Here is a 23,929-nt window from a genome sequence, read left to right on the forward strand (position 1 = left end):
GGAACCACTGCCCATGCTCGGGGAACTGGAGCCACTACCCGAACTAGGAGAACCGGAACCACTGCCCATACTGGGGGAACTGGAGCCGCTGCCCATGCTCGGTGAACCGGAGCCACTACCCGAACTAGGAGAACCGGAGCCACTGCCCATACTGGGGGAACCGGAGCCACTGCCCATGCTCGGTGAACCGGAGCCACTACCCGAACTAGGAGAACCGGAACCGCTACCCATGCTGGGGGAACTGGAGCCACTACCCGAACTAGGAGAACCGGAACCACTGCCCATACTGGGGGAACTGGAGCCGCTGCCCATGCTCTGCGAACCTGATCCCGACTCAGCCTTATGCAGTTTAGACCCAGTCTGTTCTACCCCGTAATCTGTCTCCGCCGCAGCAAAATCAACACCTTCTTTCTGCGTTTTATGCATTGTTTTTTGTGTAACTTTCGAACCAGTATCTATGCCAAGTTTTATACCATCAGCTATTACGCCGTTTACTGAATTGTTAATATCCTTAACCATTTGACCTAATTCGTCCAAAAGCTGCTGCATGTCGGAACCTTTAGGATCTTTTTTAGGTAAAACAGCATCATTTGCCTTTTTGGATGCATCAAGAGCTGTATCTACACCACTAGTTGCAGCCTTTCCGGCTTTATCAACTTTTTTCTCGTCATCAGCTTCCTGCTTATCCATTTTTTTCTGAGTGCCAAGAATTTGCTGTTGCGTATTAACACTCACATCTTGTATGCCATGCGAGTGAGAAGAGCCTGATGTCGGAGAACCGGAGCCACTGCCCATACTGGGGGAACCTGAACCACTACCCGAACTAGGAGAGCCGGAGCCACTGCCCATACTGGGGGAACCTGAACCGCTGCCCGAACTAGGAGAACCGGAGCCACTGCCCATGCTGGGGGAACCTGAACCACTACCTGAACTAGGAGAGCCGGAGCCACTGCCCATACTAGGGGAACCTGAACCACTACCCGAACTAGGAGAGCCGGAGCCACTGCCCATGCTGGGGGAACCTGAACCACTACCCGAACTAGGAGAACCGGAACCACTGCCCATGCTGGGGGAACCTGAACCACTACCCGAACTAGGAGAACCGGAGCCACTGCCCATACTGGGGGAACTGGAGCCACTACCCGAACTAGGAGAACCGGAACCACTGCCCATNCTGGGGGAACTGGAGCCACTACCCGAACTAGGAGAACCGGAACCACTGCCCATGCTGGGGGAACTGGAGCCACTACCCGAACTAGGAGAACCGGAACCACTGCCCATACTGGGGGAACCGGAACCACTGCCCATGCTCGGGGAACTGGAGCCACTACCCGAACTAGGAGAACCGGAACCACTGCCCATGCTGGGGGAACTGGAGCCACTACCCGAACTAGGAGAACCGGAACCACTGCCCATACTGGGGGAACTAGAGCCACTGCCCATGCTGGGGGAACCTGAACCGCTACCCATACTGGGGGAACTGGAGCCACTACCCGAACTAGGAGAACCGGAGCCGCTACCCATGCTGGGGGAACCTGAACCACTACCCATGCTGGGGGAACTGGAGCCGCTGCCCATGCTCGGTGAACCAGAGCCACTGCCCATGCTGGGGGAACTGGAGCCACTACCCGAACTAGGAGAACCGGAACCACTACCCATGCTGGGGGAACTAGAGCCACTGCCCATACTCGGTGAACCGGAACCGCTACCCATGCTAGGGGAACTGGAGCCACTGCCCGAACTAGGAGAACTGGAACCACTGCCCATACTGGGAGAACTAGAGCCACTGCCCATACTCGGCGAACTGGAACCACTACCCGAACTGGGAGAACCGGAACCACTGCCCATACTGGGGGAACTAGAGCCACTGCCCGAACTAGGAGAACCGGAACCACTACCCATACTGGGGGAACTGGAGCCACTGCCCATGCTGGGGGAACTGGAGCCGCTGCCCATGCTCGGTGAACTGGAACCACTGCCTATACTGGGAGAGCCAGAACCGCTAGAACCAGAATTAGTACTGCTCTCATCAGCCATAGAAATAGACCTCAATCTGATTATGCTATTAATTTAAAGATAGCACATCATTATGAACCCTGCCGTTAGCATAAAAAAAAGAAAACAAAATAGTCAGAATAAAGATTAAATAAAATTAAAGAGCTAATGCGGCCATAAGTTCAGGATGATCGGCTACAAATTTAATCCCTTGATTTATCAGTTTTTTCCCATCTATTTTTTGATTATGTCCTTGAGCCATACCATCATATGAATTAAAAACATCTACTGAATCCCTGGGTTCATAAGAACTGTCTATAGACATTGGTTGTAAATCTGGCATACACACCCACACAATAAAATAAGAAGGTGTCATCATAGCAAAATTAATCCTATAATAAATACAGAATAAAATAATTTACAAAAACCATACACTTTATCCCGTTATATAACTCAAATATCAATCATCTGATACATTGATAAACAGGCTGATTATGAATTACAATGATTTTCGTTTTATGCGCCGGGGCAAACACCTCTCTGGTTTAAATCAGGAAGAGCTTGATTTACTTCAACCGATAAACCAGCGTGGAGCCGGAAAAGAACGAGCCTTGCTGGTTCTGCATGGATTTTCCTCCTCACCAGCAGTCTATCGCTTTATTATTCCCAAACTAAAAAATTATGATGCGATTGTCTGTCCTGTTTTACCTGGTCATGCGCAAAGCATTGAAGCGTTCTCCCAGTGTAAATCTGCAGAATGGCTAAAAAGCGCAAACGATGCTTGTGCAGGATTGGTTAAAGAATATAAAAAAGTGGATGTTTTGGGGTTATCTCTGGGCGGTTTACTGGCTTGTGATTTAAGCCAGCGCTTTTCATTAAATCATCTTTTTCTTTTAGCGCCAGCCTTGAAATTGCATATGAATATTGATGCCATGTTGAAATTGGCTAAAACACTCCAATTTTTAGGATTTCGTTACATGCGTAATGCAGCCGGAAATCTGAAAACAAATATCAATGCTGAAATTGCTTACAGGAAATTGCCTGTTGCTACGATCATCGAGATGCTGACACTGGCAAAACAGTTTCAATGGGTCGCGCCAACGTGCCCTACTGATCTGTTTCTGGGAACTGATGATGCTGTGGTAGCTTCAGCAGAAGTAGGGCAATTGTTTGCACCTTTTGCTAATGTATCCATCCATTGGTTGGAAAATTCAGCTCATGTGTTACCTCTGGATAATGATCTGCAGGAAATTATCGACTGTATTAACCGCCAGAAGTAGCCCCTACACCTTTTCACCTTATACGAATAGGCATATTCATAATAGTTATTGCAAAAAAAGCAAATCCACTGTATTTTTATCGGCCATTTTTTGTGACATTAGGAGTATTTTGTGAATTTTAATTCATTTTTTGGGCGTTCATCTGGACTTCTTTTATCTCCAGGTGATTTGTTAGTATGTACCGCAGCAATCGCTGCTGCCATGTATGCGGCATGTGACCTGTTTGAAGATGAAGAAACAACAAACTTCATATTGGATAGCTTTTGTGAACAAATGAATCATGGCAGGCATGACAATGATGAGAGTTTACTTATTGCTCCGGATTTCATTTTTTGAACCTGGGGACATGTCTGATTCGTAGCCCGGTCTGCTTGCAGCCGGGATAGTGCCACACTTCGATCATGTATTACGCTCTGCTATACTATGGTACCACAATTTGGAGATCCTTCGCGCAAAAAGACGCGCTCAGGACGACGTGGCTCTGGTAGAAGTCGGGGAAGCCCCTGGAAATTTCCGTTAATCTAAGGGAACTGTTTATTGTAACGGTTAAAGTCTTGCGTATCGTATGGACTCCACTCGCGCATATTCAAAACTGAACCGCTGTATGCCATAAAATCTGCACGGGTTACAGGAATATTAAAATAGTATATGTCACTGGCATCGGTAGCGAGACTGCTTTGATGATTCACTGATGAAATTTCTGCTACAGATTTATCATGTGTTTTCACAAAACTGCGTTGGGCGCGTAAATACCTCCCTTTAAATTGGGCGACTCCCCATAATTCAACGTCCAGGCGATTTACAATACCCGCCAATTGGATTTTGGATGCTTTCTTCGCCCTTACGGTGAGGTTATCACTTTTCACCCAATATAAGCTTAACCAGCCATCGCCATCGATATTTATTTTTGCCAGGTTGACAAAACCGGTTAATTGTACTTTAGGATTTCCTTTTAAAGTAACTCGCAAATTCCGGCTTGTGATACCATTTATTTGCGTCTGTCCGTTGCCAACAACAACGAGTTTTTGCAAGCCAATACTTCCGGCTAATCGGGTAGTCCCCTGATTTGCCAAATATAAATCAAGGTAGCTGGTGTGTAATCGATTACCGGTTATAAAGCCAGCTCCTTCATAATGAAATCCATTGAGAAAACGACCACGCACATCTGCATTGACCGCACCAAAACGAGGGTAACCTTCACCTAAAGACACATATAAAGTATTCTGGTTAACTTGAACTTTCACTTGAGCCAAATCTCTGGGATCGCCCGTCAGAATAAGTTGTGGCTTTTTGTAGCCGGTATGTAAATGCACATTAACGCGTCCCTGAACGTCAACTCGGTTAAAGGCTGTAACCTGTCGGTATTGTTTTGTACTGCTTTTTGAGTACTTTACAACGGGGTCGGGAGCTTTTTCTTTATGGTGATGAGCGCAACCTGCTAAAAAAAAGGCAAGTAAAATCAATAAATAGCGCTGCTTTAACATAGTCTTTGTTCCTGTATCAATAATCTCTCTACATTAGAGGAAGTTCTGGTAATGTGCAAGGGTAAGATCATTCGTACATCGTTCCGTGATACGTGGTTGTCGATCCATATCATCACTCGACTCCCCGTCGTCCTGAGCGCGTCTTTTTGCGCGAAGGATCTCCAAATACTGGCACCATGCCGCTTTTAGGAGATCCTTCGCGCAAAAAGACGCGCTCAGGACGACGTAGATCCTCCTGGATTTCTAAATCCAGGACTCGCGGCTGAAGTTGGAAATAGTTACATATTTGGTACAGGCATCGTGGTATTGATTGTCAGGTGCCTTGGCAATTAGCGATTCGATGGACTCATCAGCAGGCAACAATGCTGGTAATTGGATGAAGATATCGACTAATTTGCCATTTTTACAACCAAGATAAATTTTACCCTGACTGTTTTTGCCAAAAGCTTTCCCTATCAGCTCCCTCAAAGTAGCCAGAGGTACGGTTTCTCCTTTATTAGCTGTTAAATATTTGCCAAATGCGGATTGATCTACTTCCTCAACCAAACGCATGGCCAGGCTAAAATAGTCGTCCGTACTTAAAATCTGGCAACTTCCATGCTTGTTCCATTCATGCCGTTCCAGACAACTGCCGTAATGATAGCTGGGCATTAATTTTTTCAGATTTTCTGAAACATTTTTACTTAATTCAAGTGGCGAATAATCGCAATGGTTTGGCCGCGGTTTGACGCCACAAAAACCATAGCGCTGGCCACAACTCTCTTGATTTGGCCACAGGCCATGTAACGTTAAATGCCTGGCCTGATAAGAATTTTTGGATAATTTAAAGCATTCAGGTTTTCCTGCTTCGTAACCGTAAGTTTCACAAAAGCCCGCCTGTGAACTAAGGGCTAATACATGGGAATCAGCTTTCCCCGAACTGCCATCACAATTATTAGGATTACGCTCATTGTATTCTGATACGCCGCAACTGGCACTGACCCAACGCAATGTGTGATGATGATCTGGAAACTCGACTCGTACCCAGTCGGGTGGTGATTTATTAATTTCTTTTAGCTGATAATGTTTATTGGGCTCTACACTTAAATTGTCAGGATTGGATTTACTGTTTTTAGAGAGGTATGCAGGGCATGATTGTGTCGCTTCGAAAGTACCGCTAACTGGATGTGAAGCATTGATATTAAAGGAAAAAGAGATCAAAAACAGGGTGATGATTTTTTTCATTAAGCATCCTGGCCAAGTTTGATACCTTTTATTATACCGATGTTTGCTCTGAAAGCCAGAATTAAATGCCTTATTGATAAATAAGGATTTTTATATGATATTTGACTTAAGTATTTTGCAAATATGGACTACTATAGATAAGTAACGCCTCTAAAGGATTGGAGAAGGGTATGAACGACCCCTTTGTTTTAAAAGAAAATGGAGATAAAGCATTTGCAGCAGGAGATCTCACTCTTGCTCTTGACTATTATAATCAGGCAATAACTCTCCGCCCCCAATTTTTTGCTGCCTGCTATCAAAAAGGCAACGTATTAATGCAATTGCAACAATACCTGGAAGCAAGTTGTATGTTCTGGCAATCCTATCTCTTCAATAAAACGAATATTACTGCAGCTCTCATGGCAGCACGTGCTCTGGCGCAAGGAGAATATTCTTTAGAAGCATGCAACATTTTCGATGCTTTCAGCACAGATCAAATCGATAACGAAAGTTTGATTTATTATATTTTTGCATTAAGGCAACAAGGGCGCCCCAGTGAAGCGTTGCCCCTTCTTCCCAGGTTAGATGGAATGAATAATCTGCTCTCAAATTGGGCCAAAGCTATTATTTTGATTGACCTGAATCATGTTAAAGAAGCGCAGCGAATTCTGGAACCGTATGATGATGTTGATCTTGAAGGCCATATTACTATCTTGCTGCATCCAGTTTACATTTTTCTGAAAAAACAAGCAGCAATAACCTCGTTACTCGACAGGGCAATCAAACGTATTAAGGCTCCTGATTATTTTTGCTGCCAGCGAATCGCTATTGATGTACTCAGTGGCGAGAATAAAACACCTATAGATGCCTACCGAAGTCTCAAACGCTTTGACATTATTGATGCGGCAGATTATTTAAGTAAACATGCAAATAAGGATTTGATATATACCGGAACCACTTATCAGACTTTTGATGTCTTATCCCAATTTGTTGCCAAAGAAGGCCTGATTTTGGAATTTGGTGTCCGCTTTGGTTATTCTATATCCCATCTTGCTAAATTATTCGCTCCACGTACTGTCTTTGGATTTGACAGTTTTCAGGGCTTGCCTGAAAACTGGTATTGGGAAATGGCTGGCTCTTATACTACTCAAGGTAAAATACCTCAACTGGCGAAGAATATAACTCTTGTCCCAGGCTGGTTTAATGAAACTTTACCCGATTTTAAAAAGAATCATCAGGAACCAATAGCCTTTATCAATATAGATTGTGATTTGTATTCATCAACCAAGCTTGTATTGGATGAATTAGGAAAACAAATTATTCCTGGCACAGTCATTGTTTTCGACGAATATATAGGCAATCCCAATTGGCGGGAGGATGAATTTAAAGCTTTTCAGGAATGGGTTAAAGAAAACAGGGTTAAATATCGCTATCTGACCGCCAGTTTTTATACCAAACAAGTAGCAGTGCAAATCATCAGCAAGGGACGTAAATCCAAAAACAAATGATGTCGTAACCGTGATACAGCTCTCACCAAGTCCTGGCACGATTCGTAACCCGGTCTGCTTGCAGCCGGGAATCGAAGTGGTAATGAGCTAATTCCCGCATTAGGCTAATGCGGGCTACAGCTCTAAAGACATTATAACGCTGTTACTTCTTCAGCTTGTAGTCCTTTAGCACCTTTAGTCACCAGGAATTCTACCCGTTGCCCTTCAACTAAAGTTTTACGCCCGGCACTACTTATGATAGAGCGAAAATGCACAAACACATCATCTTGACCATTATCACGACTTATGAAGCCATACCCTTTATCATCATTAAACCACTTAACGTGGCCAGTTTCTTTAACAGACATTTCTACGTTCCAAATAAAATTAAACAAGCACTTATGAGTTTTACTTACTGTATTTTTATCTTTTCTGAATGCTCAAAAATATTGGCACAAAGAGATGATTGCAACACGTCATAATCCTCTATAAGTAATTAAAATTATAATATGGCGTTGAGCAAATAGCGAGTAATGCTACAATATATTTATACACTTTGAACCCGTATTACGCTTTGCTAATACGGGCTACAGCCTATATTAAATTCAATTTTGGAGTAAATTTGGGTATTACTGCTTCCAACTCATGAGCTAATGACAATAAAAGCAGATCGGCTCCTTTGGCAGCGCCTATTTGTACTGATACAGGAAGTTCTTCGTGCCATATGACAGGAACCGTCATCGCCGGTAATCCAGCCTGATTAAATAAAGATGTAAAGGGAGAAAAATTGATGTTTTTTTGCAGGTAACTGTCGAATTGGTCATCCGTTCTTAATTGGCCTATTAATAAAGGTAATTGCGCCAATGCAGGTGTTAGTACCATATCGTGGTGTTCTAAAAATTCATGCAAAGGGTTTAATGCCTGATACAACCTGTTTTTTGCCAAAATCAGTTCATAAGCAGAAATAGTCAGTCCACGTTGATAAAATTCCCAGGTTACAGGTTCCACATCATGAACCTGTACGGATAGGCCTGTTTCCTGCTCACGGGCTTTTATAGCCGCACAAGTATTTGCAGCAATTAATATCATTGCACTGCTGCCAATAAGGTCAAGATCAAGAGGCAATTGCTTCTGAACCACCTGATGCCCTGCACTTTTCAGTATTTCTTCCATGTTTTTTACTGCATTAAGACACTCTGTAGCAACGGGAACCTGAGCAAACGCCCCTTCCAGGATGGCGATGTTCAATGATTTTTTTTCCCTGCTCAGCGGATAGTCCAGATTTTGCTTCATTAAGTGATTGAATATTAATGTCGAATCCCTGACTGTACGGGTGAGCACAAAATTAGTGGCCATACCAGACCAAAGTTCGCCAACCCAGGGGCCTGTTGGCGTCAGGCCGGTTGTGGGTTTAAAGCCAAATAACCCGCAACATGCAGCAGGAATACGAATGGATCCCCCACCATCACTTGCGGTAGCTACTGGGGCAATACCGGCAGCTACTGCGGCAGCAGAACCGCCCGATGAACCGCCAGGTGTTCTGCCTGGTTCAAAGGGATTACGACAAGGGCCAAGTAATAGCGATTCAGTGACATAGGAAAGCCCTAATTCAGGAGTGTTGGTTTTGGCAATGGGGATAAAACCCATAGCAATAAGTTTGCTGACCAAATCACTGTTCTTTTTTGCCAAATTGTCGGCAAAAAAGCGCGAACCTTCCGTCATCCTTATTCCCTGCAATGCATGCCCTAAATCTTTTACTAACAAGGGAACACCATAAAAGGGTTCATTTCCTTTCATTTCTGACAGGCAGTTATTGGCAAATTCACTACAATCCGTTACTACCGCATTGAGAACGGGATTGACTTCATCAATCCTGGTAAGGGCGCAAGTCAGTGCTTCTTGCGCGCTGATCTGGCGGCTTTTGATTAGGGCTGCTAGCTCATATGCATCGTACTGAATGTATTCGCGGATTAGCATGTCGTTCTCGTGTGGACAGGATTGGTATTTGAATTATAGACAATAATCCTTGCGTAAGAGCTGTAGCCTGTATTAGCGGAGCGTAATACAGGATCAAAGTGGCAATGTCCCGTATTACGCTTCGCTAATACGGGCTACGATCCTTTCCACGTCGTCCTGAGCGCGTTAGAAGGGATTAATAGGTGGCAAAACGTTAGGAGCGCTCTTTTTCGCGGCATTTGCCCGTTTCAGGGCCTTGACGGCTCGTAACAATTCATCGCCTCGCCATAAGGTCTTGTCTTTGCCTTGATACAAAGCCTGAGACAGGATATGTAGTTGTTTCTTCAAATGGGCATCTCTAACCAGTTTGCTCAAGTCAGTAAGGTTTAAAACTGTTGCATCAGGCCAATTGAATGAAGCCCAGTGTAGCAAGGCATCACGTGCTTTTTGGGGATTGCAGGTCGAGCAGGCTTTGGCTAATTCATCCAGTGCTTTTTTATCTTGTCTTTTATTTATAGACCTGGAAGGGGAACGGCGTTGCCAAAACCACAGGCCTAAAGTAATTATCCAAGCACAGGCAAAAAGAATAGCTGCGATCCATGCCCAGCTCAATGAATTTTGTGATGTTGAATCTGAAACTGTAGATGATGGCCTGACAGTACCCTGGCTATCGGCTTTAGCAGCAACCTTGTCAGGCTGAGTTGCTGCAGGAGTAATATCCATACTCCTTGGCGCTAAAACAGCGAACTCTTCTTTTCCTGTCTCTATGTTAAACCATGGAAGGCGTAATTCCGGGATGGTTACTTTGCCAGCCTTATTAAACAAATAGGTCACTTTAATCTCTGTCTGACTGACTAACTCCCCTTGTTTTACCTGGTTACGATCTGCGCCTTTTTCTGGATACACACTAAACGCGTCGGTTTCTTCAAAATTGAGTGTGGGTAACAATTGTGCAGGAATACCTATACCTTCCATCGTTACATTTCGAGTTAAAGTACCACCCTGCCCCAGAGTCTGGCTGGTATTTTCATATTGCTCGGTTAATTTCACCGCTTTTGCCGGTAACCATGGCTTACCTTTGAATTGGGCTGGAACAGGTTGCACTGATAAGCTGATCGGTTTATCGGTGGCTTGTACGCGTTGTGGATGAATATCATAAACCAGACCAGTAAAGGTTGGGGCTGTAATGGTTAAAGTGCCGCTCTTTTGTGGGAAAATAGCATAAGACTGCTCTTCCACCACGTAATTAATATTATTCTGTATGGAATGGTAGCGCTTTGCATCACCCAGTGGAATTAACAAGGCATTTTCCACTTTTGGGCCTTGATAGTTTGCATCCAGCAAACGTTTGTTGGTATATAATTTTACGGTGTAAAGCACTTGTTGGTTGATGTAAGGTTTTTTCTCATCGACCTCAGTGGTGATCATTATATCGTCTTGCCGGGATGGATCCAGTTGTGAATCCTGGTCCTGGGCATTCTCACTCACATTTATAGTGACAGGATTGGTTTTATCTGCACCAAATTTAATTGCAGGAATAGTCAAAATACCCGGCTTCAATGCTTTGAGGGTAATGACCCATTGGCTGGCTGACTCTGCTTGTCCGTTAACGATCGCGTAATTTATCTGACGTTCCGTACCAAGGATAACAAAATCCTTTTGTAAGGCAGTCAAATCAGGAACGCCACCGCCTTGAGCGTTATCCTGAGTTAAAGTCAGTTTAAACACATCACCCATTGTTACTTGTGACGGCTCAACCTCTACCTGAATTTCAGCCAGTACAACACAAGAAAAGAAACATAAAAAAACTAATAATAACTTTTTCATTGATACCATCCGCGTTCTCTTCGTAAATGATCACGTAAAAATTTCTCTCTCATCAAACCGCCAGGGTCATCTGGAATCAATCGCAACCATTGCTCATTTGCCTGCTGTTTTTCCTGATCTGCTTCTGATTGCACTTCGCCTTCCTGCTTTTTATCTCCCTCTTTATTCTTGTCTTGCTCCTGACTTTGCGGCGTTTTATCGCCTTTGTTTTTATCCTGTTGATCTTTATTGCCCTGATTTTTATTCTGCTGATCTTGCTTATCCTGATTTTCGTTCTGCTGATCTTTGTTATCCTGATTTTTGTTCTGCTGATCTTTGTTGTCCTGATTTTCGTTCTGCTGATCTTTGTTGTCCTGGTTTTTGTTCTGCTGATCTTTATTGTCCTGATTTTTGTTTTGTTGATCTTTATTGTCCTGGTTTTTATTCTTTTGGTCTTGGCTGTCCTGCTCCTGATTTTGCTTTTGCTCTTTATCTTTTTTCAACAAGTCGCTTACCAGCTTACGGTTATAGATCGCATCCTGGTTATTTGGATTCAACCCCAATGCTTTATCATATGCTTCTATAGCCTGTTCATACTTTCCCAGATGAGCCAAGGCATTGCCCTGATTGTAATATCCCTGTTCTGTCTTCAACTCTTTGAATAACTCTGCGGCATGTTCGTAATCACCAGCTTTGTAAGAGGCCGCTGCTTGCCAATCCTCACGTTCAAATTGTTCTTTTGCTTTACCAAATTGACCTTTTTGCATGGAGCGTTGCCCCTGCTGATCGGGAGTGAGCCACAGATCAGACCAGCTCAATGCCTGAGCCTGAAATGAAATACAGGTAATGGATAAAATGAGTACGCTACGGATCATACTGCCACCCTCTGTAACCAGCCTCTGCGAAATACCGGTAATAACAAAAATAAAGCCGGAATTAAAAACCAACGCCCCTCATCACGCCAGACAGGAACATCATCATCTTTACTCAAGGCATATTCTTCATTTTTACTGCTGGCCTTGATCCATTGTTCCAAATCACTTGAATCGGAAGAATACTCTAATAATTGTCCGTTACCTGCATTAGCAAAATTCTGATAGAGCGGGTTTATATTTTTATCTGCTTTCACGGGCATGATGGAAGTATCAATCCCTTTGCTTGCCAATTTTTCGGCTGTTTTCATTGCATTGGATGAGGGGGTATCGGCAGTCAATACCAGAATTTGTCCTTGCTTATAGCCTGCCTGCTTGATTAAATTACTTGCCTCATCCAAAGCTGAATCCAGTTTTTGTCCACCCACGGGCATAATGTCAGGGGTTAGCGTAGATAAAAGAGCAGAAATAGTCTGACCATCATCCGTTAAGGGGGACACGATAAAGGGCTCGCCGGTAAAAACAATCAAGCCAAATTGTCCTATTTCCTTACGGCCGAACAAATCATGTAACTTGAATTTAGCTCGGCTTAAACGATTGGGAGTCAAGTCAGTAGCCATCATATTGTCCGACATATCCAGTACTAAGACTCTGGGTTGTATCGGTTTATATGTGGCAACGGGCAGTTTATACCAACAGGGGCCTGCACTGCTTAAAATCATAAACAGGATACTCAGGAATAAAAAAGAAAGGGAAAACATGCGTTTTCCTGATCCTTTTCTTTGCAACAAATGATCCAGTAAATGGCTGTCACAAATTTCACTCCAGGCATGCAGTCTTGGTTTTTGTTGCCATAACAGCACAATAAAAAAGAGTAAAGGGATTATCGCTAAAAGCCACCAAGGCCTTAAAAAATGAAATTCAGCCATCATGAATTGAACTCCTCACGATTGTGAACCAATGACTTGCTCTTAAAAGCTATATCAGCATTCCTGGCCAACCAATAAAAGCAGAGTAATAATGCCAGGCCAACAAACCAGGCATAGTATTCTTTTTGAGGACGAATAGTAGCTTGTTCCTGTTTGACGGTTTCTAACTGGTTAATCATTTGATAAATCGAATTTAATGATTGAGTATCCGTTGCACGGAAATAACGGCCGCCAGTCATTTCAGCTATTTTCTTTAAGGTATCTTCATCAAGCTCTGCTGATGCATTCATGCCAAAGAAATCACCGGTCATTGCGCGCGGATCGGTTTCGGATCCTAAGCCAATAGTATAAACCTTTATGCCATCATCTCTAGCCAATTCTGCGGCTTTTAAAGGAGCCAGAACTCCTGAGTTATTCGCACCATCGGTCAAAAGAATAATGATGCGGCCTTCTTTAGGTACGTTATTCAAACGCTTGACTGCCAAACCTAAAGCATCCCCAATAGACGTAGTTTTACCGGCAAGCCCGGGAGTTGCATCTTCAATACGCATGAGCACACTGTGTCTGTCATAAGTTAAAGGGGTTTGCAGATAGGCACGGGTACCAAAAAGGATTAAGCCAATGCGATCCCCACTGCGATCTTCGACAAACTGTTCTGCAGCGCGTTTCACCACAGTCAAACGACTTACCGGACGACCATGCAATAACATATCGGAAATTTCCATACTGGCAGAAAGATCCAAAGCCATCATAATGTTGTAGCCATCTCGGGTTACGGGTCTTGGTTCACCAATCCAGCGTGGTCCAGACAAGGCAATAACCAGCAGTGCCCAAATCAAGGCAGGTAGCAATAACATGCTTTGTGCCGATATGGAACGTTTCTCTTGTTCCACTATTCCTGCCACTGCGTCAAAAAAGGGGACTTTCAAAGCGGTGGGTAATTTGGCTTTGGCTCGCGGTAGTGTATACCAAAGGAGTAAAGGTAAAGGCAAAAGTACCAAGACCCATGGAGCGGCTAATTCAAACATGGCACTCCTCTTTGCTTAATCCATTGCTCTGCGCGGGTAATCAGCGGTTTAAGATTAACGGTTTCTGATGTTTTAAAAGGTGAATCCAGCAACATGGATTTAACCGGGGTAAAATCAACATTTTTGCCGGTTTGATTTAAAAAATCTATCCAGCCATCACCATGAATACTGGCAACCTGCGTTCTGGGATAATAGACCAGGGCAACGCGTCTCAACAGTTCGGAAATTCGGGCGCTGGCTAATTGCGTATTACGATCTTTTTCGTATTGCTGTGTGTAGGTTTTCAATAGTTCTAATGCCTTTTTCTTTGGCAGGCTATTCAGATACTTTTTATAGAAATAATAAACCAAAGCAATTACTAAAATTAAAACAAGCGCCATTAAGACATACCATCCGGAAGCTAAAGGCCACCAGCCTATTTGTTCAGGAAGATGAATATCTCTCAATTGAGCTAATGGTTCTGCTTCAGCCACGAGTTCTCCTGGGGAAAGTCTGTCTTACCAATTGTGACAGATCAGTATCCGATGTGACCTGCACGTATTGAATCTGCAATCGTTTGAATTGTTCCTTGAGTTTTTCTATGCGTTGCTGGCAATAGAGTTCATAGGCTGTATTCACTGCACTGATGCTGGTATCCAGAATGATTTCCTGTTGGCCATTGGTAATTGCATATTGCTGTGGTTTTGGCGGAGCCAGTTCTACGCGATCGCAAATCTGGTAGGCCAGAATATCATTATGGGCTCTTAAACGGTGCAAATGCTTTTCACATTCTGCATCCATGGTATAAAAATCACTGATGAGCACCAGAATACTCCCGGGTCTGATAACGCGGCGTAATCTCGCTAAAGCATCGCTTAGCATTCTGGGTTTTTCTTCCCGTTGTGCATCAGTCTGATTGGTGTAATGGCTTAGAGAGGCAAGTAAAGGCAGCACTCCGGAATCTCTCCCTCTGGGAGTAAATTCACTGTGTTCGGTGGCGGAGAAAAAGAAACCGCCAATCCGGTCATCCTGCTTGATGACGGTCCATGCCAGCATGGATGCCAATCGCGCGGCTACTACTGATTTAAAGGCGACTCGGGTGCCGAAAATCATTGATGGGTTGAAGTCTGCCAGAATGACAACAGGGCGTTCGCGCTCTTCCTGATAAATCTTGACATGAGGACGTCCGGTGCGTGCGGTAACACGCCATTCCATGTGGCGGATTTCATCCCCGGCCTGGTAATTCCGCACTTCAGAGAAATCCATGCCGCGGCCGCGTAATTTGGACAAGTGGGTACCAGAACGTAAGGCTCTGCCTTCGGGCTTGTAATGAACTGATTGGGCATAACGTCTGAGATCAATAAGTTCATTTAATTCTGCAACGACACCATCAACCATAAAAACCTCTAAGGAATAGCAACCAGGCGCAGTAAGGCATCAATGAAATCATCGCTGTTGACTCCTTCCGCTTCGGCTTCAAAGCTTAAGAGAATGCGATGGCGTAGTACGTCATGGGCGATTACATGGATGTCATCTGGTGTTACGTAATCTCGTCCAGCAAGCCAGGCATGAGCCTTTGAGCATCTGTCTAAAGCAATTGTGGCTCGAGGGCTGGCGCCAAAACGCAACCAACGTCCGAGTTCTTCGCTGTAAACGCCTGGGTTACGTGTTGCTATGACCAGTTGCACGAGATAGTTTTCCAAAGCTTCGCTGGTGTGAACTTTTAATACTTGTTTGCGTGCTTCAAATAAGGTTTTTTGTGATAGCTGTGGAATTTTATCTTGTTTGGTTATGGAAGTTCCCATAGCTTCTTTGCGGGCCAGGGTCAAAATATCCTGTTCTACTTTGGCATCGGGATAACCAATTTTTACGTACATTAAAAATCGGTCTAACTGGGCTTCTGGCAGAGGGTAGGTTCCTTCCTGTTCAATGGGGTTTTGGGTTGCCATTACTAAAAATAATTCGGGCAAGGGATAGGTTTTACCGCCAATGGTTACTTGCCTTTCCGCCATGGCTTCAAGCAGGGCTGATTGTACTTTGGCTGGTGCACGGTTGATTTCATCAGCGAGGATCAGATGATGGAATATGGGACCGGGCTGGAAGACAAACGAGCCATTTTGCGGGTGGTATACGTCTGTACCGGTTAAATCTCCGGGAAGTAAATCAGGAGTGAACTGGATACGATGGAAATCACCTTCAACGCCATCGGATAGTTCTTTAACGGCTCTGGTTTTAGCTAATCCGGGAGCCCCTTCTACTAATAAATGGCCATCGGCAAGTAAGGCAATCAAGAGGCGGGAAATTAAACCTTTCTGGCCTAAAATCCGGGAATTAAGATGATGGCTTAATTGCAACACTTTCTGTTGCACAGAATCCACGACTTTATCGTCCAATTGCTCCATTGCATTTACCCTTTGAAAAAAATCTTATCCTAACGTGAATCGAGCCGGATGCCAAGGGGGTTTAAAATGCTTCTGGTTGGTAAAATGAAGGCGCAGTGCCAAATGATGGACAAGGACGTGCCACTGCGACACTCCGGTGTGTGAAAGGTTTTGCCGGGCCGGGTTTTTAGAGAACCCCGCATCCATGCGATCGGCGCGCACGTCCCTGTGCGCAACGCTCTAAAAACCCGGCCCGGCAAAACCTTTCCGAGAGATCCGTCCCAACGTTAAGCTATTTGCTGCCGATGTAAAGCTTCGGTGTTTGTAGCCACACACGTCGTCCTGAGCGCGTCTTTTTGCGCGAAGGATCTCCAAATACTGGCACCATACCGCATTTCGGGAGATCCTTCGCGCAAAAAGACGCGCTCAGGACGACGTGGATCGGGTAAGGGTAAGAGCAAGAGTCGTAACACACATTAGCAATACCTAACCCGTATGAGCGAAGCGCAATACGGAACAACCCACACCGAAGCCCTGAACGGACGGATTTGAGTGCAGGTTGCACGATCCCCGGGTTAAAAAAAGCGGAGTGTACAATAAGTACATGAGCATTTTTTTAACCCGGAGATCGTGCAAGATGCACCAAATACGCCCGTTCAGAGTTGGTAGTCGCGTTGGAGTTCCAGGGGCATTAACATCTGAACCCGCTCATACAAATCAATAACCTGGGCACAAAACACATGTAATTGCTGATGGTTTTCCCACAGATCGTAATCAATGCCTTTGGTGAACACTTGTTGTCTGGATAAGGTTTTCAGTAAAAAAAGCTCCTGGCTTGAGAAGCCGAGATGGCTGTTTAACTCTACCAGCTCCATCAGGTTTTTATATTCTTTTATGGGGCGGTGTTCATGCAGGCAATAGGCTTTAAAAGTGAGCTGAAAAGCCAGATACATTAAGGTAGTTATGGGAGATAAGGCTTCAATAGAGTCGCCGCCTCTTATCATATCTCGCGGAATTTGATTCAACATGTAATCTGCTGAATAGGCATGTTGTGTTGCGATACTCAGTAATTCCAAAGGGGATAAATAACGCTTGTCCATTAAGGAGCTTCTCCTGATATCTGTTGTTCTTTGCAACAACTTTGTGAAAATGTGTTAAAATCAGGCGCAATTATATCTGCTAATTTGATTGATGCACACCATTATTAACAGCCCTTTCACTATTGGCGATCTGAAACTGCCACACCGACTGATTCAAGGTCCTTTAGCGGGATATAGTTGTGCGCCGTTCAGGGAATTGTTTTATCGGTTCAGAGCGCCAGCTTATTGTGTGTCAGAAATGAGTTCCGCTATGGATATTGTCCATAAACACTCTGATGAATCGCGTTATATTTATCGTTCTCCGCAGGAACAGATTCTTGCTTACCAGATTTCGGGTACTGATCCGCAAATTATGGCTCAGGCAGCTTTGCAATTACAAAATAAGGGGGCTGATTTAATTGATATCAATTGCGGTTGTCCCAAAACCAAAATCCGTAAAAAGGGCGCGGGAAGCGCTTTGCTGGAACAACCCGAACAATTAAGTTGCATTATTAAAGCAGTGCGTGCAGCGATTACTATTCCTTTAACGGTTAAAATCCGTATTCAGGGTAATGCTCATGATGTTGCGCTGGCACAATTAATTGAAGCCTCTGGGGCCGATGCATTGATAGTACATGGCCGGCGTTGGGTAGATGATTATGATATTCAATGTGACTTCCATCAAATAGCGACCATAAAAAAAGCGATCACTATTCCCGTGATAGCCAATGGCGATATCCGTTCTGTTGATTCTTTGCAGCAGGCAATGAGCATCAGTAGTTGTGATGGATTTATGATAGGCAGGGCTGGCAGTGGGCGTCCCTGGCTTTATCAGGAGTTGCTGGAGCAGCGTAAAATGGAGATTTCTGCGTCTGATAAGAGAACTTTGTTCATAAGCCACCTGGAAGGTTTGGCCTCTTTGGAAGATGAGTATAAAGCGGTGTTACAGAGTAAATCGCTCATACGGTATTATTTTCGGGGTGAGTTTTCTGAAGAGCAGTTCAATAGTTTTTATAGGTTGAATTCTTTAGGGGATATTCGGGATTTTTTGGTATGTGAATATAAGGGACTCTAGTGCTACATCGATCCCGTATTACGGCTATCGCCTAATACGGGCTACACACTCCATCTCTTTGCCATTCTCCGAGCCACGTCGTCCTGAGCGCGTCTTTTTGCGCGAAGGATCTCCTGAAAACGGCATGGTGCCAATATTTGGAATCCTTCGCGCAAAAAGACGCACTCAGGACGACGTAAATCAGTGCGAGTTCGATCCCGGCTGCAAGCAGACCGGGCTACGTTCCGTGCGCGGCCAAAAACTTATCCTGTCAAACTTCTTCCGCCGTCTACTTTTAATGTCTGGCCGGTAATAAATGGATTTTCTGCTAAAGACAAAACTGCGTGGGCAATACATTCTGGATTGCCGTGACTTTTTAATGGTGTTTTATCGATAATCTTTTGTTGTTCGGGAGCGGTCAGGGTATTTGCCTTTTCAGGCCAGATCGTAGCACCTGGTGCTACTGCATTGACCCTGATTGATGGTGCCAGTTCACGCGCCAGAGTTTTGGTCTGCATTTCTAGTGCTGCCTTGCTTTGACAATACAGGGAGTAGCCTTTAAGTGGGCGTTCAGCATGAATATCAGTGATATTAATGATGCAACCGGAGGTTTTACTCAATAAAGGACGGGCGGCGAGGCTCAATAAAAATGGGGCTTTGACATTGGTATCAAAAAGACCGGCCCAATCTGCCTCTTCAAATGAAGGACAATCTGTTCGGATAAAGACAGAAGCATTATTTACCAATAAGTCGAGACGCCCCGCCCACTCACTGATTGTACTCATCATTTCCGCGGCAGCACCTTGTTCGGTTAATTCTCTTTGTAAAACAAAAGCGCTATCAATTCTTTGATTATTCAACTCTGCAGCAAGGGCATGGGCTTCATTCAAGGAATGATGACAATGAATGACTACCCGATAACCGGCAGCATGTAATGTTGTAACAATGGCTGCTCCGATACGTCTGGCGCCACCGGTCACCAAAGCAACTTTTGCTTCTTGTTTGTCTCCCTTATTCAAGGTATGTTCCCCTGTTCGCAATTATTCACTATTCTTCTGCGTTTAATGATAAACTACCCAACGCAATGAACACCTTATTTTTAACAAGTTTAATCGATTATGAATTTAATACAAACGCTGCATGACCATCTGGAAAAGCACCTGGAGATACCCTTTGCTGAATTCATGCATCTGGCACTCTATGCGCCAGGGCAAGGCTATTACAGTTCGGGACTGCAAAAGCTTGGGAAACACGGTGACTTTATGACCGCTCCTGAACTCACTCCTTTATTTGGTAAAACCCTGGCCAACCAATGCCAACAGGTCCTGCAACACCTGAGCAATCCTTCTTTGTTTGAATTTGGTGCCGGCACCGGGAAACTCTGTGTTGATGTGCTAAGCCATCTGGAAGAACTCAACTGCCTGCCCGATGCGTATTATATTTTGGAAGTCAGCGCCAATTTACGGCACCGGCAAGAAGAATGGATTAATGAGCAAATTCCGCATCTTGCCAATAAAGTAATCTGGCTGGATCGTTGGCCTGAAACTCCTTTTAATGGAGTAGTGCTGGCGAATGAAGTTTTGGATGCCATGCCCGTACATCGCTTTATGCAAACCGTAAATACCGTTATGGAAAGTTTTATTACACTCAATGAAGAAGGGCAACTGGCTGAAGTGTTCAAGGCTTGTGACAATACACGTTTATTGTCTTACATTAACAAAAACGTGCCAAACAATCTCACGCCTTATCTTTCTGAGGTAAATCTTTTTATCGATGACTGGTTACTTAGTAGTTATCGCATGTTAAATAAAGGGGCTGTCATACTCATAGATTACGGTTTTCCAAGACACGAATACTATCATCCTGATCGCAATCAAGGGACTCTGATGTGCCATTACCAGCATCACGCCCATACCAATCCTTTATTGCATCCCGGGGAACAGGATATTACTGCTCATGTTGATTTTACTCATGTAGCAGAAGCGGCGCAGCAGGCTGGATTTCATGTGGCTGGTTATACAAATCAGGCTTCTTTTTTACTGGCCAATGGCGTGCTGGGCTTTCTCCACAGCCTGGACAGCGAGAAAGATCAATTTCGCGCCAAACAGGCTATAAAACAATTGACTCAGCCCAGCGAAATGGGTGAACTGTTTAAAGTAATGGCGCTGACAAAAAATATGGAAATCGACCTGAATGGATTTCTATTAAATGATAAACGAGTGAGTTTATAAATGAAAAGATACCTTACCACTGTAGAATTGCAAAAAGAATCCATGAAGTTTTCTGCAGGACATACTACCATTTTCTCTGCGACCGAAAGAGAACCCTTGCATGGACACATGTATTGCGTCTATCTCGCCCTGACTACCTGGGTGGAAGAGAATGGAATGACTTTTGATTATCGTTATTATAAAGAGCGGATTCACGTTTTGTGCCACCAGTTAAATCAGACGTTTCTCATGCCACAGTTTTCGCCTTTTTTGCAGTATGCAGAGGATGATGAATATTACTATTTTACCTTCAACCATAAAAAAATTCCCTTTTTAAAGGAAGACGTAACCTTAATGCCGCTGAGCAATATTACTGTTGAGGAATTGTCGCGCTGGTTTGTTAATGAGTTAATTAAAGACACTGAAGAACTGGACAGGCATCGTATTGAGAAGGTGGTGGTTAAGGTCTTTTCAGCACCGGGACAATCAGCAAATCACGAATGGCACAGAGTAAAATGAACGATGTATATCATGTCTGTATACCCCATACCAGCCGTGATTACTTTGACTACACGGCAGAAGGGCTAGCTCCCTGTGTTGGTGCTCGTGTATGGGTTCCTTTTCGTAAACAGACGCGGTTGGGCATAGTCCTTAACAAGAGCCAGTCCGATTCCTGTACTGGTTTGAAAAACATTCACAGTGTGATCGATGATGAACCTGTTCTGGATGAGGAATTACTCACCCTTTGTTCCTGGATTGGCAGCTATTACCAATCCCCTTTGTCTGAAGTTTTGCCTTTAGCTTTACCCAAGAAATACCGTGCAGGTGAGCCCTGTCATTTACCGGTGGGTGATTTCTATCAATTAGCATTATCCGTTGATGAAGCCAGAAAGAACATCCCCGCGCGTGCGCGTAAGCAGCTGGAGCTGGTGGATTTTTTAGCGAGCCATGAAAAACCCGTTTCCAAACAAACCCTGACCCGGCAAGGATTTACTTCAAGCCAATTATTGGCTCTGCTTTCTGCGGAAATCATCAGCTTGTCACAGGAAATACTGCTGCCCGAAAGTTTAAATAATACACCGTCACCGCCTTTGGCTCTGAATCCTGAGCAGGCGGTCGCCGTATCACGGGTTCTTGAGCATCAGAATAATTATCAGTGCTTTTTATTACAAGGCGTTACCGGAAGTGGTAAGACGGAAGTGTATTTACAGATCATCGATAAAATTCTGAAAGCGGGGAAACAGGTGCTGGTGTTAGTCCCTGAAATTGGGCTGACCCCGCAATTACTGGCTCGTTTTACGGCTCGATTTAAGCAACCCATTGCAGTCATCCATTCCAATCTGAATGATTCTGAACGTCAGATAGCCTGGCAATTAGCTAAAGAAAATCGGGTAAAAATGGTCATTGGCACACGTTCTGCTGTATTCACGCCTATGCCCGACCTCGGTTTAATTGTCATTGATGAAGAACATGACAGCTCCTTAAAGCAAATGGAAGGGGTTCGCTATTCTGCACGCGATACCGCGTTAATGCGCGCGCATCAGGCCAATATCCCGATTATCCTTGGGTCTGCCACTCCCAGTCTTGAAAGCGTGCATAATTGCAAACAGAATAAATATTCTTTGTTACGTTTAAATCATAAAGCATTATCTACAGTACCCTTGCATTACCAATTGATTGATTTGCGTTCCCAGACCTTGCAACATGGTTTGGCTGCACCCGTTTTACAGATTATTAAAGAACATTTGCAACAGCAGAATCAGGTTTTAGTCTTTATTAATCGCCGTGGTTTTGCACCAGTCCTGCTCTGCCATCAATGCGGCTGGATGGCTGATTGCAGAGCCTGCGACAGCCATTTGACCATGCACCGGCAATCAGGACAAATGATTTGCCATCATTGTGGACTAATCCACAGGATACCCAGCCAATGCCAGAGCTGTCAGAGTAAGGAATTGATCCCGGTTGGGGCCGGAACACAAAGGATCCATGAGTTTCTCAGTTCTTATTTTCCTGAGACGAGTGTCTTGCGCATCGATCGTGATGCTGTTCGCAAAAAAAATGCTTTGGATGAACATCTGGATAAGATCAATACGGGTGAGGCACAATTAATCGTAGGCACACAAATGCTGGCCAAAGGGCATCATTTCCCCAGGCTGTCATTGGTCGTAGTGCTTGATGCCGATGCGGGACTCTACAATCAGGATTTCAGGGCAGTAGAGCATTTAGGGCAATTATTAACCCAGGTTGCAGGACGGGCTGGACGCGCGGAACATCCAGGCCAGGTACTGATTCAAACTCATTTACCCGATCATCCTTTGCTTAACCTGCTGATTCAGCAGGGTTATGATCAATTTGCCGATGCACTGCTTACTACTCGCCAACAGGCTGAATTACCACCCTTCCATTATTTGGCGGTAATCAGGGCTCAAGGGAAGGCGATTGCTCATGTTTTAAAATTTTTGCATGCCACTAAAGATCAAATTCAAATAAATCCTGTGACGGTTATGGGACCTGCACCTGCCCCTATGCCACGTAAGGCCAATCAACACCGTATGCAATTGTTGGTGAAATCGCCGTCCAGAAAAGCACTGAAGAGTTCATTGACGCAATTGCGGGAGTGGTTAACAATAAATAAATTATCTAATGGAATTCGCTGGAATGTGGACGTTGATCCTATGGACTTATCATGACTGACCAAAAAATTACGGTACACCAAAAAACCTTTGATATTGCCTGGGGCGATATGGATGCTTTAGGACATGTCAATAATGTCCGCTATTTTGATTATTTTCAGGAAGCGCGTATTGAATGGTTAAGGGATCTGAATATCCCAATGACCGGGCAGACAGGGCCTATAGTGCTGCACATAGCCTGTACGTACTTAAAACCGGTTGTTTATCCTGCAACTTTATTGTTAACCAGTAAAATACACAGTCTGGGTAATTCCAGCATGATCATGGATCATGATCTTTACCAGGGCGAAACGCTGGTGGCACAGGGTGTTTGTAAGATTGTTTGGGTTGATTACACGCGAAACAAATCAGTGACCTTGCCGGATGATATTCGTCGTTTGTTTGGATGATATGTGATTAACTGTTCCGCTTCCTGACGGTCGCGGCTCGGTTTTCTTTAAATATTCATGACCCAATCCGAGCCGCGACCGTCAGGAAGCGGAACTTTTGATTA

At 44.4% G+C, this 23,929-nt stretch carries 23 protein-coding genes; 8 read left to right on the top strand and 15 right to left on the bottom strand.

Annotation, left to right across the window (positions count from 1 at the left end; translation table 11 throughout):
* On the bottom strand, window positions 1–903 hold a 903-nt coding region (locus tag B094_RS17515), incomplete at its 3' end, for a hypothetical protein (RefSeq protein ID WP_018578291.1).
* A gap of 1,249 nt (window positions 904–2,152) precedes the next feature.
* Window positions 2,153–2,374, bottom strand: a complete 222-nt coding sequence (locus B094_RS0113235) for a hypothetical protein (RefSeq protein ID WP_018578293.1) — start codon at window positions 2,372–2,374, stop codon at window positions 2,153–2,155.
* Window positions 2,375–2,489: 115 nt separating this feature from the next.
* Between B094_RS0113235 and B094_RS0113240 the strand changes: the two genes are divergently transcribed.
* Both B094_RS0113240 and B094_RS0113245 read left to right on the top strand, forming a co-directional pair.
* A complete protein-coding gene (locus B094_RS0113240; RefSeq protein WP_018578294.1) occupies window positions 2,490–3,275 on the top strand; it encodes an alpha/beta hydrolase in 786 nt (261 codons plus the stop codon).
* Window positions 3,276–3,386: 111 nt separating this feature from the next.
* Window positions 3,387–3,611, top strand: a complete 225-nt coding sequence (locus tag B094_RS0113245; protein WP_018578295.1) for a hypothetical protein — start codon at window positions 3,387–3,389, stop codon at window positions 3,609–3,611.
* Window positions 3,612–3,796: 185 nt separating this feature from the next.
* On the opposite strand, the gene B094_RS0113250 is transcribed toward B094_RS0113245, so the two are convergent.
* Window positions 3,797–4,759, bottom strand: a complete 963-nt coding sequence (locus B094_RS0113250) for a GIN domain-containing protein (protein WP_018578296.1) — start codon at window positions 4,757–4,759, stop codon at window positions 3,797–3,799.
* 243 nt (window positions 4,760–5,002) lie between these two features.
* Window positions 5,003–5,983 (bottom strand): ribonuclease T2 family protein, encoded by a 981-nt coding sequence (locus B094_RS0113255; RefSeq protein ID WP_018578297.1) that lies wholly within the window; start codon window positions 5,981–5,983, stop codon window positions 5,003–5,005.
* Window positions 5,984–6,153: 170 nt separating this feature from the next.
* Between B094_RS0113255 and B094_RS0113260 the strand changes: the two genes are divergently transcribed.
* Window positions 6,154–7,470 carry a TylF/MycF/NovP-related O-methyltransferase gene (locus tag B094_RS0113260; protein WP_018578298.1) on the top strand — a complete coding sequence of 439 codons (1,317 nt, stop codon included), beginning with the start codon at window positions 6,154–6,156 and terminating at the stop codon, window positions 7,468–7,470.
* Window positions 7,471–7,601: 131 nt separating this feature from the next.
* Here the strand turns inward: B094_RS0113260 and B094_RS0113265 are convergent, their stop codons facing one another.
* The 10 genes from B094_RS0113265 to B094_RS0113310 form a co-directional block, all read right to left on the bottom strand.
* A complete protein-coding gene (locus B094_RS0113265) occupies window positions 7,602–7,817 on the bottom strand; it encodes a cold-shock protein (RefSeq protein ID WP_018578299.1) in 216 nt (71 codons plus the stop codon).
* Between the two features lie 226 nt (window positions 7,818–8,043).
* The gene (locus B094_RS0113270; RefSeq protein WP_018578300.1) at window positions 8,044–9,426 is read right to left on the bottom strand and encodes an amidase; all 1,383 of its coding nucleotides are present in this window, start codon (window positions 9,424–9,426) and stop codon (window positions 8,044–8,046) included.
* Window positions 9,427–9,591: 165 nt separating this feature from the next.
* Window positions 9,592–11,232 carry a BatD family protein gene (locus tag B094_RS0113275; protein ID WP_018578301.1) on the bottom strand — a complete coding sequence of 547 codons (1,641 nt, stop codon included), beginning with the start codon at window positions 11,230–11,232 and terminating at the stop codon, window positions 9,592–9,594.
* Complete coding sequence (locus tag B094_RS0113280; protein ID WP_018578302.1) at window positions 11,229–12,086, bottom strand: tetratricopeptide repeat protein; 858 nt, start codon at window positions 12,084–12,086, stop codon at window positions 11,229–11,231. The genes B094_RS0113275 and B094_RS0113280 overlap by 4 nt, the downstream gene beginning before the upstream one ends.
* Window positions 12,083–13,015: a vWA domain-containing protein gene (locus B094_RS0113285; RefSeq protein WP_018578303.1), complete on the bottom strand. Its 933-nt coding sequence runs from the start codon at window positions 13,013–13,015 to the stop codon at window positions 12,083–12,085. Before B094_RS0113285 ends, B094_RS0113280 begins: the two co-directional genes overlap by 4 nt.
* Entirely contained in the window at window positions 13,012–14,040 is a 1,029-nt protein-coding gene (locus tag B094_RS0113290) for a vWA domain-containing protein (RefSeq protein ID WP_018578304.1), read from the bottom strand. Before B094_RS0113290 ends, B094_RS0113285 begins: the two co-directional genes overlap by 4 nt.
* The gene (locus tag B094_RS0113295) at window positions 14,028–14,513 is read right to left on the bottom strand and encodes a DUF4381 domain-containing protein (RefSeq protein ID WP_018578305.1); all 486 of its coding nucleotides are present in this window, start codon (window positions 14,511–14,513) and stop codon (window positions 14,028–14,030) included. Before B094_RS0113295 ends, B094_RS0113290 begins: the two co-directional genes overlap by 13 nt.
* Complete coding sequence (locus tag B094_RS0113300; RefSeq protein WP_018578306.1) at window positions 14,506–15,417, bottom strand: DUF58 domain-containing protein; 912 nt, start codon at window positions 15,415–15,417, stop codon at window positions 14,506–14,508. The genes B094_RS0113295 and B094_RS0113300 overlap by 8 nt, the downstream gene beginning before the upstream one ends.
* A gap of 8 nt (window positions 15,418–15,425) precedes the next feature.
* A complete protein-coding gene (locus B094_RS0113305; protein WP_018578307.1) occupies window positions 15,426–16,421 on the bottom strand; it encodes an AAA family ATPase in 996 nt (331 codons plus the stop codon).
* Between the two features lie 635 nt (window positions 16,422–17,056).
* Window positions 17,057–17,500: a hypothetical protein gene (locus tag B094_RS0113310; protein WP_018578308.1), complete on the bottom strand. Its 444-nt coding sequence runs from the start codon at window positions 17,498–17,500 to the stop codon at window positions 17,057–17,059.
* A gap of 91 nt (window positions 17,501–17,591) precedes the next feature.
* Here B094_RS0113310 and B094_RS0113315 point away from each other — a divergent pair, with 91 nt between their 5' ends.
* A complete protein-coding gene (locus B094_RS0113315; RefSeq protein WP_018578309.1) occupies window positions 17,592–18,554 on the top strand; it encodes a tRNA dihydrouridine synthase in 963 nt (320 codons plus the stop codon).
* A gap of 242 nt (window positions 18,555–18,796) precedes the next feature.
* Here the strand turns inward: B094_RS0113315 and B094_RS0113320 are convergent, their stop codons facing one another.
* On the bottom strand, window positions 18,797–19,552 hold the full coding sequence (locus tag B094_RS0113320; RefSeq protein ID WP_018578310.1) for a pteridine reductase: 756 nt from the start codon (window positions 19,550–19,552) through the stop codon (window positions 18,797–18,799).
* Window positions 19,553–19,651: 99 nt separating this feature from the next.
* On the opposite strand from B094_RS0113320, the gene B094_RS0113325 reads away from it, so the two are divergent.
* Genes B094_RS0113325 through B094_RS0113340 form a run of 4 tightly spaced genes read left to right on the top strand, consistent with a single transcriptional unit; the run spans window position 19,652 to window position 23,825 of the window.
* On the top strand, window positions 19,652–20,764 hold the full coding sequence (locus B094_RS0113325; protein WP_018578311.1) for a class I SAM-dependent methyltransferase: 1,113 nt from the start codon (window positions 19,652–19,654) through the stop codon (window positions 20,762–20,764).
* The gene (locus B094_RS0113330; RefSeq protein ID WP_018578312.1) at window positions 20,765–21,262 is read left to right on the top strand and encodes a 6-pyruvoyl trahydropterin synthase family protein; all 498 of its coding nucleotides are present in this window, start codon (window positions 20,765–20,767) and stop codon (window positions 21,260–21,262) included.
* On the top strand, window positions 21,259–23,433 hold the full coding sequence (locus tag B094_RS0113335) for a primosomal protein N' (protein ID WP_018578313.1): 2,175 nt from the start codon (window positions 21,259–21,261) through the stop codon (window positions 23,431–23,433). The genes B094_RS0113330 and B094_RS0113335 overlap by 4 nt, the downstream gene beginning before the upstream one ends.
* Window positions 23,430–23,825 (top strand): acyl-CoA thioesterase, encoded by a 396-nt coding sequence (locus B094_RS0113340; protein ID WP_018578314.1) that lies wholly within the window; start codon window positions 23,430–23,432, stop codon window positions 23,823–23,825. The genes B094_RS0113335 and B094_RS0113340 overlap by 4 nt, the downstream gene beginning before the upstream one ends.
* The last annotated feature ends 104 nt before the right edge of the window (window positions 23,826–23,929 follow it).

Source organism: Legionella shakespearei DSM 23087, from assembly GCF_000373765.1.
In the GTDB taxonomy this organism is placed as follows: Bacteria; Pseudomonadota; Gammaproteobacteria; order Legionellales; family Legionellaceae; genus Legionella; species Legionella shakespearei.

Bases quoted from the DNA above. Each gene is read 5' to 3' on its own strand.
- B094_RS0113265 (WP_018578299.1), bottom strand. From the start codon at position 7,817: ATGTCTGTTAAAGAAACTGGCCACGTTAAGTGGTTTAATGATGATAAA.
- B094_RS0113270 (WP_018578300.1), bottom strand. From the start codon at position 9,426: ATGCTAATCCGCGAATACATTCAGTACGATGCATATGAGCTAGCAGCC.
- B094_RS0113275 (WP_018578301.1), bottom strand. From the start codon at position 11,232: ATGAAAAAGTTATTATTAGTTTTTTTATGTTTCTTTTCTTGTGTTGTA.
- B094_RS0113280 (WP_018578302.1), bottom strand. From the start codon at position 12,086: ATGATCCGTAGCGTACTCATTTTATCCATTACCTGTATTTCATTTCAG.
- B094_RS0113235 (WP_018578293.1), bottom strand. From the start codon at position 2,374: ATGATGACACCTTCTTATTTTATTGTGTGGGTGTGTATGCCAGATTTA.
- B094_RS0113255 (WP_018578297.1), bottom strand. From the start codon at position 5,983: ATGAAAAAAATCATCACCCTGTTTTTGATCTCTTTTTCCTTTAATATC.
- B094_RS0113335 (WP_018578313.1), top strand. From the start codon at position 21,259: ATGAACGATGTATATCATGTCTGTATACCCCATACCAGCCGTGATTAC.
- B094_RS0113340 (WP_018578314.1), top strand. From the start codon at position 23,430: ATGACTGACCAAAAAATTACGGTACACCAAAAAACCTTTGATATTGCC.
- B094_RS0113290 (WP_018578304.1), bottom strand. From the start codon at position 14,040: ATGTTTGAATTAGCCGCTCCATGGGTCTTGGTACTTTTGCCTTTACCT.
- B094_RS0113260 (WP_018578298.1), top strand. From the start codon at position 6,154: ATGAACGACCCCTTTGTTTTAAAAGAAAATGGAGATAAAGCATTTGCA.
- B094_RS0113310 (WP_018578308.1), bottom strand. From the start codon at position 17,500: ATGGACAAGCGTTATTTATCCCCTTTGGAATTACTGAGTATCGCAACA.
- B094_RS0113325 (WP_018578311.1), top strand. From the start codon at position 19,652: ATGAATTTAATACAAACGCTGCATGACCATCTGGAAAAGCACCTGGAG.
- B094_RS0113285 (WP_018578303.1), bottom strand. From the start codon at position 13,015: ATGATGGCTGAATTTCATTTTTTAAGGCCTTGGTGGCTTTTAGCGATA.
- B094_RS0113315 (WP_018578309.1), top strand. From the start codon at position 17,592: ATGCACACCATTATTAACAGCCCTTTCACTATTGGCGATCTGAAACTG.
- B094_RS0113250 (WP_018578296.1), bottom strand. From the start codon at position 4,759: ATGTTAAAGCAGCGCTATTTATTGATTTTACTTGCCTTTTTTTTAGCA.
- B094_RS0113300 (WP_018578306.1), bottom strand. From the start codon at position 15,417: ATGGTTGATGGTGTCGTTGCAGAATTAAATGAACTTATTGATCTCAGA.
- B094_RS0113330 (WP_018578312.1), top strand. From the start codon at position 20,765: ATGAAAAGATACCTTACCACTGTAGAATTGCAAAAAGAATCCATGAAG.
- B094_RS0113305 (WP_018578307.1), bottom strand. From the start codon at position 16,421: ATGGAGCAATTGGACGATAAAGTCGTGGATTCTGTGCAACAGAAAGTG.
- B094_RS0113240 (WP_018578294.1), top strand. From the start codon at position 2,490: ATGAATTACAATGATTTTCGTTTTATGCGCCGGGGCAAACACCTCTCT.